We start from the raw sequence: 16,386 nt of genomic DNA, 5'->3' as shown, positions 1-16,386 counted from the left end.
CAGGTCGGCCCCCGAAGCCCGCTGCGAGTCAAGGAGACGATCACGCGTGTCGCTGCCAGCCGATCCGCCAACGGTGCCCACGACGGAAGGGGAGCTGCGCGCCGCGGTCGCCGCGCTGGTGGACATCCCCCCGGAGGAGGTCGGCCCGGACGACGACCTGTTCGAGCTCGGCATGGACTCCATCGCCCTGATGCGCCTGGCCTCGCGGTGGCGGCGCGCCGGCCTGGGAGTCGGCTTCGACGAACTCGCGGAAGCGGCGACCCTGCGCGGTTGGCAGCGGCTCCTGGCACCGGCCGACCCGGCCCGTGAGCCCGGCTCCGAGGCGGAGGACCCCGGCGGCCCCTTCCCGCTCGCCGCCATGCAGCACGCCTACTGGATCGGGCGCCAGCCGGGCCAGCCCCTCGGCGGGGTCGGCGCGCACTTCTACGCCGAGCTCGACGGTTCGGGTGTCGACGCCACGCGCCTGGAGGCCGCGGTGACGGCGCTGCGCCGCCGCCACGGGATGCTGCGCGTCACCGTGCTCGACGACGGCCGCCAGCGCGTCCTGGACCGCCGGCCCGAGCCCGCGCTGACCGTGCGCGACCTGCGCGAGGAGACGGCCGAACGGGTCGACCAGGTGCTCGCCGAGCTGCGCGAGTACTACACCCATCGGCGGATGGACGTGGAGCGGGGCGAGGTCTTCGACCTCGCGCTGACGCTCCGCCCCGGCGGCGCCACCCGGTTGCACATCGACCTCGACATGCTGGCGGCCGACGCCGCGAGCATGCGGGTGCTGCTGCGCGACCTCCAACTGCTCTACGCCGACCCCGGCGCGCAACTCCCGGAGATCCCCCTGGACTACCGCGCCTACCTGAGCGCGGCCGAGACCACCCGGGCGAGGGAGCGCGAGGAGGACCGCGCCTGGTGGAGCGGGCACCTGGAGTCGCTGAGCGCCCCGCCGGCCCTTCCCACCGTCGTGGACCCGCTCGACCCGGACTCCTCCTCGCCGCGCTTCCACCCGACCACCCGACTGCACCACTGGCTCGCCCCCGAGCGCAAGGAACGGCTGGTCGCCGCCGCACGCGGCCACGGGGTCACCCCCGCCGCCGCTCTGGCGGCCGCCTTCGCCGAGGCCCTCGGGGCCTGGAGCGACTCCCCGAGATTCCTGCTGAACCTCCCGCTGTTCCACCGCGACCTGGACCTGGCGGGGGCCGAATCGCTCGTCGGCGACTTCAGCAGCTCGATCCTGCTCGACGTCGACCTCACCGAGGAGCGGACCTTCGCCGAGTCCGCGCGCCACGTGCAGACCCGCCTGCGCGCGGCGGCCGCCCACGGCTCCTACTCCGGTGTCGAGGTGCTCCGGGACCTCTCCCGCGCCTCCGACGGCGTGCCGGCCCTGGCCCCCGTCGTCTACACCAGCGCCCTGGGCCTGGGCGAGATCTACGACTCCGAGGTCAGGAACGCGTTCGGCGACCCGGTGTGGATCATCTCCCAGGGGCCCCAGGTCTGGCTGGACGCCCAGGTGACCGAACTCGACGGCGGGCTGCTCCTGAACTGGGACGTGCGGCACCGCGCGTTCGAGCCCGGCGTTCCCGAAGCCGCGTTCGAGGCCTACCGCGACCTCGTCGAAGACCTCGTCGACGACGCCTCGGCGTGGACCAGGCCCGCGGACCCGCCGTTGCCCGAGGCCCAGGCGCGCGTGCGCGAAGCGGTCAACGCCACCGACGCGCCGGCCGTGACCGAACGGCTGCACGAGGGCTTCTTCCGCTCCGCGCACGAGAATCCGGAGTCCGTCGCGCTGGTCCCCGACTCCGGTGAACCGGTGACCTACGCCGCGCTCGCCGACCGCGCGGGCCGTGTCAGCGCGCTGCTGTCGGAGGCGGGGGTGGCACCGGGCGACGCCGTGGTGGTCAGCCTGCCCCGTGGCGTGGACCAGGTCGCCGCGGTGCTCGGAGTCCTGGGCGCGGGCGCCGCCTACATCCCCGTCGGGGTGGAACAGCCCGCGGAGCGGACGGCGCGCGTCCTGGACGCGGCCGACGCCGCGGCGGTGCTCACCGACTCCGCGCACACCGACCGGTTCACCGACCCGGCACGGGTCGGACAGGGGACGCCGGTCGTGCGGATCGAGGACGCGGACCGGTGCGCACCCGCCCCTCCGCGGCTCCGGCAGCCCCTCGACGCGACCGCCTACGTCATCTTCACCTCCGGTTCCACCGGGGTTCCCAAGGGCGTGGAGGTCGCGCACGCGGCGGCCGTGAACACCATCGCCGCGCTGAACGACCACTTCGACGTGGGGCCGCGGGACCGCGGCCTGGCACTGGCGGACCTGGACTTCGACATGTCCGTCTACGACCTCTTCGCCCCCCTGTCCGCGGGGGGCTCGGTGGTCCTCATCGGAGACGAGTCCCGCCGCGACGCCCACCACTGGGTCACGATGATCCGTCAGCACGGGGTCACGCTCCTGAACTGCGTGCCCGCTCTGCTCGACATGGTGCTGACCGCCGCCGAGTCGCGTCCCGAGGGCCTCGGCGACCAGCTGCGGTTCGTGCTGCTCGGCGGTGACTGGGTCGGTCTCGACCAGCCCGCGCGCCTGCGCGCCCTGGTCCCCGGCGCCCGGTTCACCGCCCTGGGCGGGATGACCGAGGCCGCCGTGCACTCCACGGTGTTCGAGGTCGACCGGGTCGACCCCTCCTGGGCCTCGATCCCGTGGGGGAAGCCGCTGCCCAACATGCGCGCCCGGGTCGTGGACCACCGCGGCCGCGACCGCCCCGACTGGGTGGCGGGCGAGCTGTGGGTCAGCGGCGCGGGACTGGCGAGCGGCTACCGCGGCGACCCCGAGCGCACCGCCGACAAGTTCGTGACCGACCGGGGACGCCGGTGGTACCGCACCGGAGACCGTGCGCGCTACCGGTCCGACGGCGTCCTGGAATTCCTCGGCCGCGCCGACCACCAGGTGAAACTACGCGGACACCGCATCGAACTGGGCGAGGTCGAGGCGGCCGCCGCCTCGTGTCCGGTGGTCGGGGCCGCGGTCGCGCTCGTCACGGGTACGCCGCGCAGGCTCGCCCTGGTGGCGGCCGGGGCGACGGGCCCGGCGGCCGAGGCGGAGCTCCGCGCCGCTTTGGAGCGCAACCTCCCCTCCTACATGGTCCCCTCCCAGACCGTGCTGGTGGACGAGCTCCCCCTGACCGCCAACGGCAAGCTCGACCGGCGGCGCGCCGAGGCGCTGACGGCGGCCGCGACCGGCCGCGCGTCCGAGGGCGACCCCGCCGAGGACCGGTCCCCGCGGGGGTGGGCCGAGACCGTGGTGGCCGAGGTCTGGGGCGAACTCCTGGGCGTCGGGGCCGTCCGGCGCGACGACGGGTTCTTCGCCCTGGGCGGTGACTCGCTGCTGGCGACCCGGATGATCGGCGCCCTGCGGGAACGGGGCGTGGGCGGCGCGCGGGTCGCGCGCCTGTTCGCCTCGCCCGCGCTGGCCGACTTCGCCGCCACGCTCACCCGGCGGGAACCGTCGACCGACGCTGCCCTGGGGGAGGGCGACCCGGCCAACCGCCACGAGCCCTTCCCGATGACCGACGTCCAGAGGGCGTTCTGGATCGGGCGCGACAGCAGACTCTCCCTCGGGGGCGTGGGCACCTACCACTACAGCGAGTTCGACGGCGCCGACTTCGACCTCGACCGCTTCGAACGCGTCTGGGCGGCCCTGGTGGACCGGCACGAGATGCTTCGCGCCGTCTTCGACGAGGACGGAAGGCAGCGCATCCTGCCGCAGGCGCCACCGGTCACGGTGACGGTCACGGAGGTCGACTCCGAGGAGGAGGCGGCGAAGGTCCTGGCCGGGCTGCGCGAGGAGTCCTCCCACCTGAGCATCGACCTGACCCGGTGGCCCCTGTTCGAACTGCGGGCGGTGCGCTACCCCGGCGGCGGCGCGACGCGCACGCGCCTGGCGATCGGACTCGACTACATCGTCCTCGACGCCGCGTCCATCATCGCCCTGTACGGGGAGCTCGACCGGCTCTACAGCGACCCCGAGGCGGAGCTGGAGCCGATCGACGTCTCCTTCCGCGACTACGTCCTGCACTCCGAACCCGACCCCGACGCGGTCGAGCAGGCGCGCCGGCACTGGACGCGCCGACTCCAGACGCTGCCCCCGGCACCCGCGCTCCCGCTGGTCGCCGACCCCTCCACGGTGGAGCACCCCCGCTTCACCCGGCGCCAGCGCCCCTTCCACGCGAAGTCGTGGGAGGCGGTCACCGACAAGGCCCGGGCACACGGTCTGACACCGTCGGTCGTCCTGCTCACCTGCTACGCCGAGGTCCTGTCGGCGTGGAGCGACCACCCGGACGTGGCGGTCAACCTCACCCTGTTCAACAGGCAGCCGGTCCACCCCCGCATCGACCTGATCATGGGCGACTTCACCTCGGTCTCCCTGCTCGGATACGAGCCGCGCCCCGGGGAGCCCTGGTCGGACGCCGCCCACCGCCTCCAGCGCGTCATGAGCGAGGACCTCGACAACCGCGAGGCCTCCGTGACCTGGCTGCTCCAGGAGCTCGCCAAGCGCACCGGCGCGGTCGACGCGGCCATGCCCGTGGTCTTCAGCAGCTCCGTCGGAGTGGGCGACCGCACCGTCAAGGACCTCTCCGACGGCTTCCCCGAGAAGGTGTGGGGCATCTCCCAGACCCCGCAGGTGCTCCTGGACAACCAGGTCACCGAGTCCCACGGCGGTGTCATGGTCACCTGGGACGCCATCGAGGAGCTGTTCCGTCCCGGCGTGCTCGACTCCATGTTCGACGCCTACAACGCGATGCTGGCCTGGCTGGCCGAGAACGACTGGGACACGGCCGCCCCGCCGGTGCTGCCGCGCGCCCAGGCGGACCTGCGGCTCAGCGCTCGGGGCGCCGTCCCCGCCGTCCCGGAGGGCACCCTCCACGGCGAGGTCCTGCGTCGGGCGCAGGAGCGGCCGGACCTGCCCGCCGTCCTCGGACCACCGGAGCACGAACCCCTCACCTACGGCGGGCTCGCCGCGCGGGCGGCCCGGGTCGCGGGCGGCCTGGCCGAGCGGGGCGTGGGCCCCGGCGACGTCGTCGCCGTCGCCCTGCCCTCCGGAGCCGACCGGGTCGTCGCGATCCTGGGAGTGCTCTCCGTCGGCGCGGCCTACCTGCTGACCGACCCGGGGGAGCCCCGAGCGCGGCGCGAGTACGGCCAGCGGGCGGCCGGGGCCCGTACCGTGATCGTCGGACCCGGGCGCGCGGACGGCCCGGACCGGGCCGACATCGGGGACCTGACCGCCGCCGAACCCCTGCGGGGCGCGGTCGCCGCCGACCCCGGAGCACCGGCCTACGTCACCGTCGGAGCCGGTCAGGACGGGGCGGACCCCGCCGTCGAGTTCGTCGAGCACCGGTCCGCGGCGGCGACGATCGCGGCGGTACGTGAGAGGTTCGGCGTCGACGCGCGGGACCGGGTGCTGGCGGTCGACCCCCCGGCGGCCGGAGTGGACGCGTTCACCGTGTTCGGTCCGCTCGGCGTCGGCGGCGCACTCGTGTGCCCCGGCCCCGAGTGGACGGGCGACCCGCACACCGCGGTCGCGCTGGCCGCCGAGCACGGCGCGACGGTGTGGAACGGCCCGCCGATGCTGCTCGACGAGTTGATCGCGGCGGCCTCGACCGCGGAGGGGGCGCCGCTGCGAGGCCTTCGCCTGGCGCTCGTCTCCGGCGACCGGGTGAGCACCGGCCTGCCCGAGCGCCTGCGCGGGGCCACCGGCGGTGGAGGCGCGCTCGTGGCGCTGTACGGCGGCCGCGGTGTCTCCGGCTGGGCGAGCGCCGTCGAGCTCGACGGCGGTGCCGACCGCTCCGCGCCGTCCGGGACGCCCCTGCCGGGCCACCGGTTGCGCGTCGTGGACTCCGCGGGCCGCGAATGCCCCGACCAGGTGATCGGCGACCTCTGGATCGGCGGTCCCGCCGACCAGTCCGGCCGCCTCCGCCCGGCGGGCGTCCGGGCCCGGTACCTGCCGGACGGCACGGTCGGGTTCCTCGGCCCCGAGCCGCAGGCCGTGCTCAGCGGCCGCCGCGTCGACCTCGGCGCCGTCGAGAGCGCGGTCGAGTCGCACCCGGGCGTCGTCCACGCGGCGGTGGTCACGGTGGGGGAGGGACGTGAACGGCGGCTCCACGCCTTCATGGCGACCGCCGACGGCGAGGAGGCGGACGGTCTCTCCCGGCACCTGGCCGACCTGTTGCCCCCCTTCGCCGTGCCGGCCCGAATCACCCGGCTGCCCCGCCTGCCCCTGACCGCCGCGGGCGCCGTCGACCGCGGGGCGCTGGCCGAGGCGGCCGTCACCGAGGAGCACGCCGCCTCGGGTCCGCCCACGGGGGAGACCGAGGTCCGGATCGCCGCCTTGTGGACCGGGCTCCTGGGCGCGCGGGCCGACCACCGCTACGCCGACTTCTTCGCCGCCGGCGGCGACAGCCTGAGCGCGCTGCGCCTGGTCACGGCCACGGGCGAGGAGTTCGGCGTCGAGATCTCGGTCCGTTCGTTCCTCACCGCATCCACCCTCGCCGACCTGGCACGACAGGTCGACCACGCCCTCGCCTCCCGCGACGACGAAGAAAGCGGAGTCCTGTGAACGCCCATCAGATCGTTTCCGAAATGGAGAAGGACGGCATCCGGCTCTGGGAGGACGGCGGTGCCCTGCGGTTCCGAGCCCCCAAGGGCGTGCTGACCGAGGAGCGCAAGGCCCTGCTGCGCGAGAACCGCGCCGACGTCCTCTCCCACCTGACCGCGCGCCGCCGCGCCGCCCGGATCACCCCCGCTCCCCAGGAGGCCCACACCCCCTTCCCGCTCACCGACATCCAGGCCGCCTACCTGGTCGGCCGCGGCAGCGCCTACGGGTACGGCGGAGTGGCCTGCCACGTCTACGTGGAACTCTCCTTCCCGGCCGACACCGACCCGCGGCGGCTCCAGGACTCCTGGTGGTCCGTGGTGCGCCGCCACGGCATGCTGCGCGCGGTGGTCCACCCCGACGGTTTCCAGGAAGTGCTTCCGCGGATCCCGGAGGAGCCGGTGCCTACCGCCGACCTGCGCGGCGCCGCCCCCGCCGAGGTCGAGGCGCGCGTGGACCTGGTGCGTCGCGAGCTGGCCTCCAGGGTTCCCCCCACCGACGTGCCGCCGCTGTTCGAGCTGCGCATGACGCGCTGCGACGACGAACTCATCCTGCACCTGTCGATCGACCAGCTCATCGTCGACTACGCCAGCCTGCTGCTGGTCCTGTCCGAGCTGGAGGACACGTACCACGGCCGGGAGGGCGAGACCCCGGAGATCGGGTTCCGCGACTACGTCCTGGCGCGCCGCAACCAGACCCTGACCGGCGAGTACGACCGGGCACGCGACTACTGGACCCGGCGGCTGCCCACCCTGCCCCCCGCGCCCGACCTGCCGCTGCCCGCGGACGGCGGGCGGGTCGGCGCCTTCCGGCGCTTCGAGGAGGTGCTGAGCGCCGAGCAGCGCGCGTCCTTCGAAGCCAACGCCGTCCGCGCGGGCGTCACCGCCTCGGCCGCCGCGATGGCCGCCTACGCCGAGGTGCTGGGCCGCTGGAGCCGCAGTCCCCGGTTCACGCTCAACGTCCCCACCTTCACCCGCCTGCCCCTGCACGCCGACGTCGACCGCCTCGTGGGGGACTTCACCTCCGTCGAGCTCCTCGCCGTCGACCTGCGGCCCGCGCAGACGTTCGCCGAACGCGCCGCCACCCTGCGCGACACCCTGCTGGAGGACCTGGAGCACTCCCTGTACACCGGGAGCCAGGTCCTGGCAGACCTCACCCGTCGCAGCGACGGCGACACCGTGCTCATGCCGGTCGTGTTCACCAGCACGCTCGGCTCCGCGGCGGCCCGCCGCCCCGCGGCCGCGATCCGCCACGCCCAGACCCAGACCCCCCAGGTCTGGCTCGACTGCCAGGTCATGGAACGCGCCGACGAACTCGCCCTGAGCTGGGACGTCCGCGAAGGCGTCTTGGGCGGCGACACCGCCGCCGACCTCTTCGCCGCCTTCGCCGCCCTCATGACCCGCCTCGCGGAGGACCCGGACGCCTGGAACGAGGCGGCCCGCGTCGAGCTGCCCGAAGCCACCCGCGCCGTCCGCGAGCGGGTCAACGACACCACCGCCCCGGTGCCGCGCGCCCTGCTCCAGGACGGGGTGCTCGCGGCGGCCGAGCGCGACCCCCGGCGCGTCGCCGTCATCGACCGGGACCGCTCGCTGACCTACGGCGAGCTGGTCGCGCACGCGACGGCTGTCGCACGGGCGCTGGGCGCCAGCGGCGTCGGCGCTGGCGACCTCGTCGCGATCACGATGGAGAAGGGGTGGGAGCAGGTCGCCGGTGTCCTGGGCACCCTGCTCGCGGGAGCCGCCTACCTCCCCCTGGACACCACACAGCCGCCGCAGCGCCGCGCGGCGATCCTCGCCGACGCCGGTACCTCGGTGGTCCTGACCCAGTCCTGGCTGGCGGATGAGGGCGAGTGGCCCCCGGGGTGCAGGGCCGTCGCCGTCGACGGCCTGCCTCCCGTGCCCGGTCCCGCGCCGCGGCCCGACACCGGACCCGACGACCTGGCCTACGTCATCTACACCTCGGGGTCGACCGGAGCGCCCAAGGGCGTCATGATCAGCCACGCCGCGGCGTTGAACACGATCACCGACGTCAACCGCAGGTTCGGCGTGACCGCCGACGACCGCGTCCTCGCGCTGGCCCAGCTCGGCTTCGACCTGTCCGTCTACGACGTCTTCGGCCCGCTGGCGGTGGGGGCGGCCGTGGTGCTGCCGGACCCCGCGCGCCGCGGTGACCCCTCCGAGTGGATCGAGACCGTCCGGAACAGGCGGGTCACGTTCTGGAACTCGGTACCGGGACAGCTCCAGATGGTGCACGACTACCTGCGCGCCGACGACCCGCCCCTGCCGTCCCTGCGCGTCGCGCTGCTGTCCGGGGACTGGATTCCCACCGCCCTGCCCGAGGCCGTGCGGTCCTGGGCCCCGAACATGGCGGTGCACAGTCTCGGCGGGGCCACCGAGGCCTCCATCTGGTCCATCCACTACCCGATCGACCGGGTCGACCCCTCCTGGCGCAGCATCCCCTACGGCAGGCCGATGGACAACCAGACGTTCCACGTCCTCGACACGGCGCTGCGCCCCTGCCCCGACCTGGTCGTCGGCGAGCTGTACATCGGAGGCGTCGGACTGGCGCAGGGCTACTTCGGCGACCAGGAGCGGACCGAGGCCCGGTTCATCCGGCACCCGGAAACCGGGGAGCGCCTCTACCGCACCGGTGACATGGGCCGCTACTGGCCCGACGGGGTGATCGAGTTCCTCGGACGCGAGGACCAGCAGGTCAAGATCCGCGGTTACCGGATCGAACTCGGCGACGTCCAGGCGGCGGTGGAGTCGCTGCCCGAGGTGGGCGCCGCCGCGGTCGTGCTCACCGGCGGACGCGGCACCGCGCCCACGGGCGCGGGACAGAGCCTGACGGCCTTCGTCGAACCCGCCCGCCTGGACACCCCCCTCCCCGTCCCCGAGACGCTGGTCCCCGCCGTCCGCGAGGCCGGCCAGGAGGTCGGGCGGCGGGTGGACACCGCGGGGCTCGCCGCGTTCCGTGCCGCGCTCAGCGAGGCGGCCGCGGCGTCCGTCGCCGACACGCTCGCGCCGGTGTTCGCCGACGGCGGCGCGTACTCACCGGAAGAGGTGTCCGACGCTCTTGGAGCGGCCCCCGCACGCCACCGGCTGGTACGGCGCTGGCTTGACGGGCTCGTCACCGCCGGTCTCCTGGAGCGCACGCCCCAGGGGAAGCTGAGCGGACTGCGGGCCCCCGGCGCGCAGGCCACCGCCCGCGCCTGGGCCGAGGCCGCCCGGCTCGAGGGCAAGGCGGGGTGGAGCACCGAGCTGTTCGCCACGGTGCGCTCCAGCGCCGAGCACCTGTCCGACCTGATCGCCGGCCGTGAGGAGGCGGCGGCCCGGCCGTTCTCCGGAGCCGACCCGCGGGCGCTGACCGCCGCCTACGCCGAGAACGCGGGCTCCTCGGCACTGCGTTCGGTCCTGGCCGCCGCGGCCGCCGAGATCGCCCGGACCCGCGACACCTCGGACCCGCTGCGGGTCATGGAGGTCGGACTGCGCGGCGGCGGAGTGGCCGCCGACCTGCTGTCCGCCCTCTCCGACCACCCGGTCGACTACCTGGCGACCGACGGGTCGGCCCAGAACCGCTCCGCGTTCGAGCGGAACTTCTCCGACGACCCCCGGGTGCGCTGCGCGGCCTTCGACCCCGCGCAGGACCCGGCCGAGCAGGGACTGGCACGCAACTCCGTCGACCTGCTGGTCTGCGTCGGCGTCCTGGACAACCTCCCCGACGCGCACGCCGCCCTGGACCGGCTCTCCGCCCTGGTCGCGCCGGGCGGGTGGATGCTCCTGCTGGCCAACACCGATGACGACGACTACGCGCTCCGCGTCTCCGCGGAGTTCACGGCCGAGCACGCGGGGCCGTTCACCGACGCCCGCCGGGAGCGGGAGCAGACCTTCCTCCGCCACGACCAGTGGCGGGAACTGCTCGACGACAGCGACAGCGGCCGCCGGCTCGCCGCGGAGTTCCCCGAGGACCCCGAAACGGCCCGGGCCTTCGGCCAGCACCTGTACCTGGTCCAGGCCAAACCGGCGCAGGCCCCGGTGGCGGTGGAAGCACTGACGCGCCGCAGCCACGAGCTGCTCCCCGAGTACTCGGTGCCCGCGCACTGGGAGATCGTCGACGCCCTGCCGAGAACGGAGAACGGCAAACTGGACCGCGGCGCGCTGGAGAAGCGGTCGCTCCAGCTGGGAACCGGTTCCGCGGAGGAGGCCGGTGACCAGACGCCCCGCGACGACCTCGAACGCGCCCTGGCGGACCTGTGGGCCGAGCTGCTCGAAACGGAGCGCATCGGACGCGACGACGACCTCTTCGCGCTGGGCGGTGACTCGCTGCTGGTGGCCCGGATCGTCGGGCGGTTGCGCGACGGGCTGGCCGGGCACGAATGGGACCTGGAGTGGGAGGTCGTCCTGCGCCACCTGCTGCGCCGGCCGACCATCGCGGGCCTGGCGGCCTACCTGCGCGAACTCTCCGCCCCCGAAGCGGAGGAGGAGGCCGAGAACTCGCCGCTGGTGGAGTTGATCGCGCCCCGGCCCGGCGCCCCGGTGACCGTGCTCGTGCACGCCGGAACGGGGACCCTGCTGCCGTACCGGCCCCTGGTCACCCGGCTCCGCGCCCGTTCCGCCGAAGGACACGGGCTGGTGGGCCTGGAGCTGCCGTCACCCGAGGACTTCCGCAACGCCGACCCGAACGGGCTCATCGACCGTACGGCCGCCGAGTACGTACGCGCCCTGGTCGACGCCGGGCACACGCGGGTCGACGTCGTCGGCTACTGCGTGGGCGGGGTCATCGCCACCGAGGTGGCCCGCGGGCTCGCCGAGGCCGGTGCCACCGTCCGGAGCCTCACGGTCATCAGCAGTCACAGCCCGACCTTCCGTATCGACGACGAACTGCTCTCCGAGTACTCCTTCTCGCTCATGATGGGCATGGACCAGGCCAGTATCGGGTTCCCCGCCGACTCCGACCGCGTCGGCCAGGCGGTCTCCTCCCTGCTCGACCGTTCTCCGGAGGCCGTCCTGGACGGCGCGATCGCCGATCTGGACGGGGAGTTCGCCGATGTCGGGGCCTCCTTCGAGGCCTTGGAGGCGCTGCCCAGGATGGCCCGGGTGAAGCGCATGTGCGAGGCGCTGCCGCCCGAGCTCGCCGACACCTACCAGCCCGAGGGCCTGCTGCGGGCGCTGCGCACCTACCAGCAGAGCATCTTCGCGCTGAGCCGGCACCGGGCCGAACCCTACGCGGGCGACATCACCTTCCTGCGGCACAACGGCGCCTACCCCTTCCCGGGAAGCGCCGACACCATCGCCGACCACTGGGCGCGCATCTGCCTCGGCGAGCTGCGCACCCGCGACATCCCCGGCGAGCACTTCACCTGCATGACGGGTCAGAACGTCCCCACCGTGGACGGCCACCTGCACGAGATCATCGAAGGGAAGACGTCATGATCGGCCTCATCGGCGCCTCGGGCGCGGTCGGTCGCCACACCGCCGCCGCCCTGGCCGGAGCGGGCGTGGGCCCGCTGCGCCTGGGCGCCCGGCGTCCCTCCGCCGTCCCCCCGGGCCCCTGGCCCGAGGGCAGCGAGACCGTCGGGGTCGACGCCCTGGACCCCTCCTCGCTCGCCCGGTTCAGCGCGGGCTGCGCCCTGGTGGTCAACTGCGCCGGGCCGAGCTACCTGCTCAAGGACACCGTCGTGCGGGCCGGGCTGGCCGCGGGCGCCGACGTCGTCGACGTCCTGGGGGACGACCCCGTCCACGAGTCCCTGACGGAGTCGGGCGGGGTCGGGCCGGACCGCTGCGTCGTCCTGTCGGCCGGGACCGTCCCCGGCCTGGCCGGTCTCATCCCCCCCTGGCTCGCCGGAGCCGACCCCGCGAAGGGGCCGGCGCGCAGGATGACCGGCTACGCCGGCGGACTGGAACACGCGACCGAGAGCGTGGCGGCCGACATCGTCCTCTCCCTCGACACCGGCGGGTCCGGCGGAGAGCGCTTCGGCCGCCCCCTGGCTGCCTGGCGGCACGGCCGCCGCGCCGACAGGGCCCTGCGGGTGGTCGAGGGGGCCGAGGCGCCCTACTTCCCCCACCGGGTCACCCTGCACCCGCTCCTGACCGCCGAGGTGGAGCGCCTGGCCGCGCGGATGGGCCTGGCCGAGGCCGACTGGTACAACGTCTTCCCCGGAACGCGGGTGCGCGAACTGTTCACCGCGCTGCCGACACTGCCCATGCACACCGCCGGGGAGCGTGCCGCGGTGACCGAGCGCATCCGGCGCGCCGCCGAGGTCGACGCCGCGGGCAGCGTGCCCTACTACCGCCTGGTGTTCGGCCTCTCGGGGCGGGAGTGGGCGCGCACCTGCGTCGTGTACAGCGAGAGCAGCTACCGGCTCACCGGCGCGGTCGCGGCGCTCGCGGTCCTGGACGTCCTGGCCGGCCGTATCGGCAGGGGGCTGCACTACGCCGCGGAGGCGATGGACCCGCAGGCCACGGTGGCGGCGCTCAGCGCCGACGGGGACGCGGAGTTCGCGGTCCACGAGCACGCCGCCGCGCTGCCCGCCCCCCGGGACGCGGACGCCGCCGTCGAGGACGGTGCCCTGTGAGCCCCCGCGCGCCGCTGCGCGCCGTCGTCTGCGGTACGAACTTCGGCCGCCTCTACGTCGACGCCGTCCAGCGCCACCCGGGGTTCACCCTGGCGGGGATCCTCTCCACCGGCAGCCGCTACTCCCGGGAACTGGCCGAACGGCACGGCGTGCCCTGCCACACCGCCCCGGAGGAGCTGCCCGACGACATCGACGCCGCCTTCGTGGCTGTCCCCGCGGCGGTCATGGGCGGCAGGGGCTCGGAGCTCGCGCGCACCCTGCTGGACAGGGGGGTGCACGTGCTCCAGGAGCACCCTCTGCACCCCGACGAGCTGTCGGAGTCCCTTCGCGCGGCCCGGCGGGCCGGCCGGCAGTTCCGGGTCAACACCCACTACCCGCACGTGGCCCCGGTGCGCGGCTTCATCGAGGCGGCCGGCAGACTGAGGAGGCTCCAGCGCGTCCTGTTCGTCGACGCGGCGGCCCCGGTCCACGTCCTGGCCCCCCTGATCGACATCCTGGCCCGGGCCCTGGGCGGTACGCGCCCCTGGCGGCTGGGCGACCCGGCTCCGGTTCCCGGGGACGTCGCCGCGGCGGCGAACGGCGAGGCGCCGTTGAGGCTGCTGCACGGCGCCATCGCCGGAGCCCCGCTGACGCTGCGGGTGCACAACCAGCTCCACCCCGGCGACCGCGACAACCACTCCCTCTTCTGGCACCGCGTGGCGGTGGGCACCGAAGGGGGTGTCCTGACCCTGGCCGACACGCACGGCCCCGTGCTGTGGCACCCGCGGGTGCACTCCCCCCGCGACTCCGGGCACCGGTTGGTGTTCACGCCGGGGGCCGGAGCCGAGGCGCTCCGGCTGCCCGCGTCGGCGGTCCTGGACCGGGCGGACCCGCCGCCCCGGATCTCCGACATCTTCTCGGAGCTGTGGCCCGCGGCGATCGGCGAGGCCCTCGACGGCTTCGCCGCGGCGATCGCCGCGGGCGGGGACCCGCTCCGGTCGGCCCAGCACGACCTCGCGGTCTTCGCGGTCTGGCGGGACCTGATGGCCCGTCTGGGGCCACCGGAGCTGATCCGCCCCGCCGAGCCCGAACCCCTGGCGCCCGCCGTGCTCGCGGGACCCGGCGCCCCGGGCACGGCGGGGTCCGCCGGTCCCGGGCCCGAGGGGGCACGCCCGGCCCCCGCCGGTGGACCGGCCCGCCCGCACGCGGCGGACCTTTCGGACTACAACGAGGCCGCGGAGTTCTTCGACCTCGGCGCGCGCGAGCACACCGCCCGCACCGGCCCCGCCGTCGTCGCGTGCCTTGCGGGGATCGATCCGGGCGCCGGGCCCCTGGTGGACATCGGCGCGGGCAGCGGACTGGTCACCCGGCAGGTCGCGGCGGCCCACCCCGACTGCCGCCTGATCGCCACCGAACCCGCCGCGGGGATGCGCGCCCTGCTCACGGCCCGGGTCGGCGACGACCCCGGGCTCGCGCGGAGGGTGACCGTCCTGCCCCACGCCGCGGAGCGCCTGCTGGAGCCGGGAGTCCTCCCCGAACGGCTGTCCGGGGTCGTGCTCTGCGGTGTGCTGGGCCACCTCGAACCCGAACTGCGCCGCGAACTCCTGCTGGGGCTGGCCCGGCGCATGGCGCCCGGGGCACCGATCGTGGTCGAGCTGACGGGGATGCGCGAGCCCACGACGATCCGCCCGACCCTCCTGCGCCACGCCGAGCTCGGCGACCAGCGGTACGAGTGGTGGATGTCCGGGGAACCGGACGGTCCGGGCCGGATGCGCCTCGACACCGAGTGGCGCGTCCTCCGCGGGGGCGAGCCCGTCCGCGAGGTCCGGGAGCAGTACCTCTGGTACACGCTGGAGCTGACCCAGCTCGCCCGGGAGTGCGGCCTGCGCCTCACTCCGCCGCCCGAGCCCCACGCCGCGAGCGTGCCCTACCTGGGTACGCTCACGGCGCCGGGGGACGGTCCGGTCACCACGTGACGAGCACCCGTTCCGGTCCGAAGGCGATTCCGTCGTGACGAAAGCGAACCGACGAGAACGGCTCGGCCGCCCGCAACCCGGGCATCCGGTCGACCAGGGTGCCGATGGCGACACCCAGTTCGAGGCGGGCGATGTTCTGGCCGACGCACTGGTGGATCCCGTAGCTGAACGCCACGTGGGTCCTGCCGGTGCGGTCGAAGTCGATCCGCCCGGGGTCGGGGAACACCGCGGGGTCGTGGTCTGCCGCCGCCAGCAGCGGGATGATCCCGTCGCCGGCGGGGATCACGGTCCCGCCGACCTCGATGTCCTCGGTCGCCGTGCGCAGCGCGATGGAGTCGCCCACGGACAGCGCCCGCAGGAGTTCCTCGACCGCCTGCGGGAGCACCGCGGGGTCGCGCCGCAGCCGGTCGAGCAGGTCCGGGCGTTGCAGCAGTGCGAGCACGCTCAGCGCGATCTGGTTGGTGGTGGTCTCCCAGCCCGCGACGATGAGGATGCTGATCGTGGTCACCAGTTCCTGCCGGGTCAGCCCGCCCGACCGCAGCCGCTCGTGGACCAGTCGGCTCAGCAGGTCCTCACCGGGGTGGTCCTCCTTGGCGCGCACGGCCTCCTCCACCACGGCGCCCAGGGCGCCGATGCCCTCGCTGGCGCCCTCGGCGGTGCTGCCGCCCCCGCCGAAGACCTGCGAGCCCAGGGTCTCGGTGACGCGCCGGAACAGCTGGTCGCCGCGGCGCAGACCGATCAGCTCGCACATGACGGTGCTGGAGACCACGTGGGCGAAATGGGTCACCAGATCGGCCGGCGGTCCGTAGTTCAGCAATTCGTCGATTCGGTCGTCGACGATCCGCTGGATGTCACGGCGCATCCGCCGGGCCTTGCGGACCGTCATCTCGGCCAGCAGCATCCGGCGGAACCGGGAGTGCTCGGGCGGGTCCATCCGGATGAACGGCGTCGTCTTCGTACCGGCCTCCTGTTCGCCCTCCACCAGTGCGGGGAAACCGGGACGGCGGATGTCCGCGCTCACGCGGGGGTCGGCGAGTACCGCGCGGACCTCCTGGTATCCGGTGACGACCCAGGCCGTGCGGCCGGTCGGTAGGCGCACCCGCGCCACGGGCCCCCGCTCGCGCAGGTCGGCGTAGGCGCCCGGTGCCGAGAACGGGCACTCGCGTGGCATGGGAAAACCCGGAAGCCTCGCGACGTCGGCGTCGGACATACGCGCACCAGCC

5 protein-coding genes are annotated in these 16,386 nt (G+C 74.7%); 4 read left to right on the top strand and 1 reads right to left on the bottom strand.

The genetic code is table 11. The features are described from left to right. Positions 1-46 precede the first annotated feature (46 nt). From KGD83_RS20625 to KGD83_RS20610, 4 genes are read left to right on the top strand one after another with little or no spacing between them, the layout of a single operon-like run. On the top strand, positions 47-6,598 hold the full coding sequence (locus KGD83_RS20625; protein WP_249351981.1) for a non-ribosomal peptide synthetase: 6,552 nt from the start codon (positions 47-49) through the stop codon (positions 6,596-6,598). Next, on the top strand, positions 6,595-12,066 hold the full coding sequence (locus KGD83_RS20620) for a non-ribosomal peptide synthetase (RefSeq protein WP_212640739.1): 5,472 nt from the start codon (positions 6,595-6,597) through the stop codon (positions 12,064-12,066). Before KGD83_RS20625 ends, KGD83_RS20620 begins: the two co-directional genes overlap by 4 nt. Further along, complete coding sequence (locus KGD83_RS20615) at positions 12,063-13,208, top strand: NAD(P)H-binding protein (protein WP_212640738.1); 1,146 nt, start codon at positions 12,063-12,065, stop codon at positions 13,206-13,208. Before KGD83_RS20620 ends, KGD83_RS20615 begins: the two co-directional genes overlap by 4 nt. Continuing rightward, positions 13,205-15,163, top strand: coding sequence for a Gfo/Idh/MocA family oxidoreductase (locus KGD83_RS20610; protein ID WP_212640737.1), 1,959 nt, complete (start codon positions 13,205-13,207; stop codon positions 15,161-15,163). Before KGD83_RS20615 ends, KGD83_RS20610 begins: the two co-directional genes overlap by 4 nt. Here KGD83_RS20610 and KGD83_RS20605 read toward each other — a convergent pair. Beyond that, positions 15,153-16,334: a cytochrome P450 gene (locus KGD83_RS20605; protein ID WP_249351979.1), complete on the bottom strand. Its 1,182-nt coding sequence runs from the start codon at positions 16,332-16,334 to the stop codon at positions 15,153-15,155. The two genes, KGD83_RS20610 and KGD83_RS20605, sit on opposite strands and share 11 nt — an antisense overlap. Positions 16,335-16,386: the final 52 nt, after the last annotated feature.

The organism is Nocardiopsis akebiae (genome assembly GCF_018316795.1).
Taxonomy (GTDB): Bacteria; Actinomycetota; Actinomycetes; order Streptosporangiales; family Streptosporangiaceae; genus Nocardiopsis; species Nocardiopsis dassonvillei.
This window is presented reverse-complemented; position numbering and strand designations above follow the sequence as displayed.

What these genes read in the sequence shown, in the direction of transcription:
- KGD83_RS20615 (WP_212640738.1), top strand. Translation starts at nt 12,063, where the DNA reads ATGATCGGCCTCATCGGCGCCTCGGGCGCGGTCGGTCGCCACACCGCC.
- KGD83_RS20605 (WP_249351979.1), bottom strand. Translation starts at nt 16,334, where the DNA reads ATGCCACGCGAGTGCCCGTTCTCGGCACCGGGCGCCTACGCCGACCTG.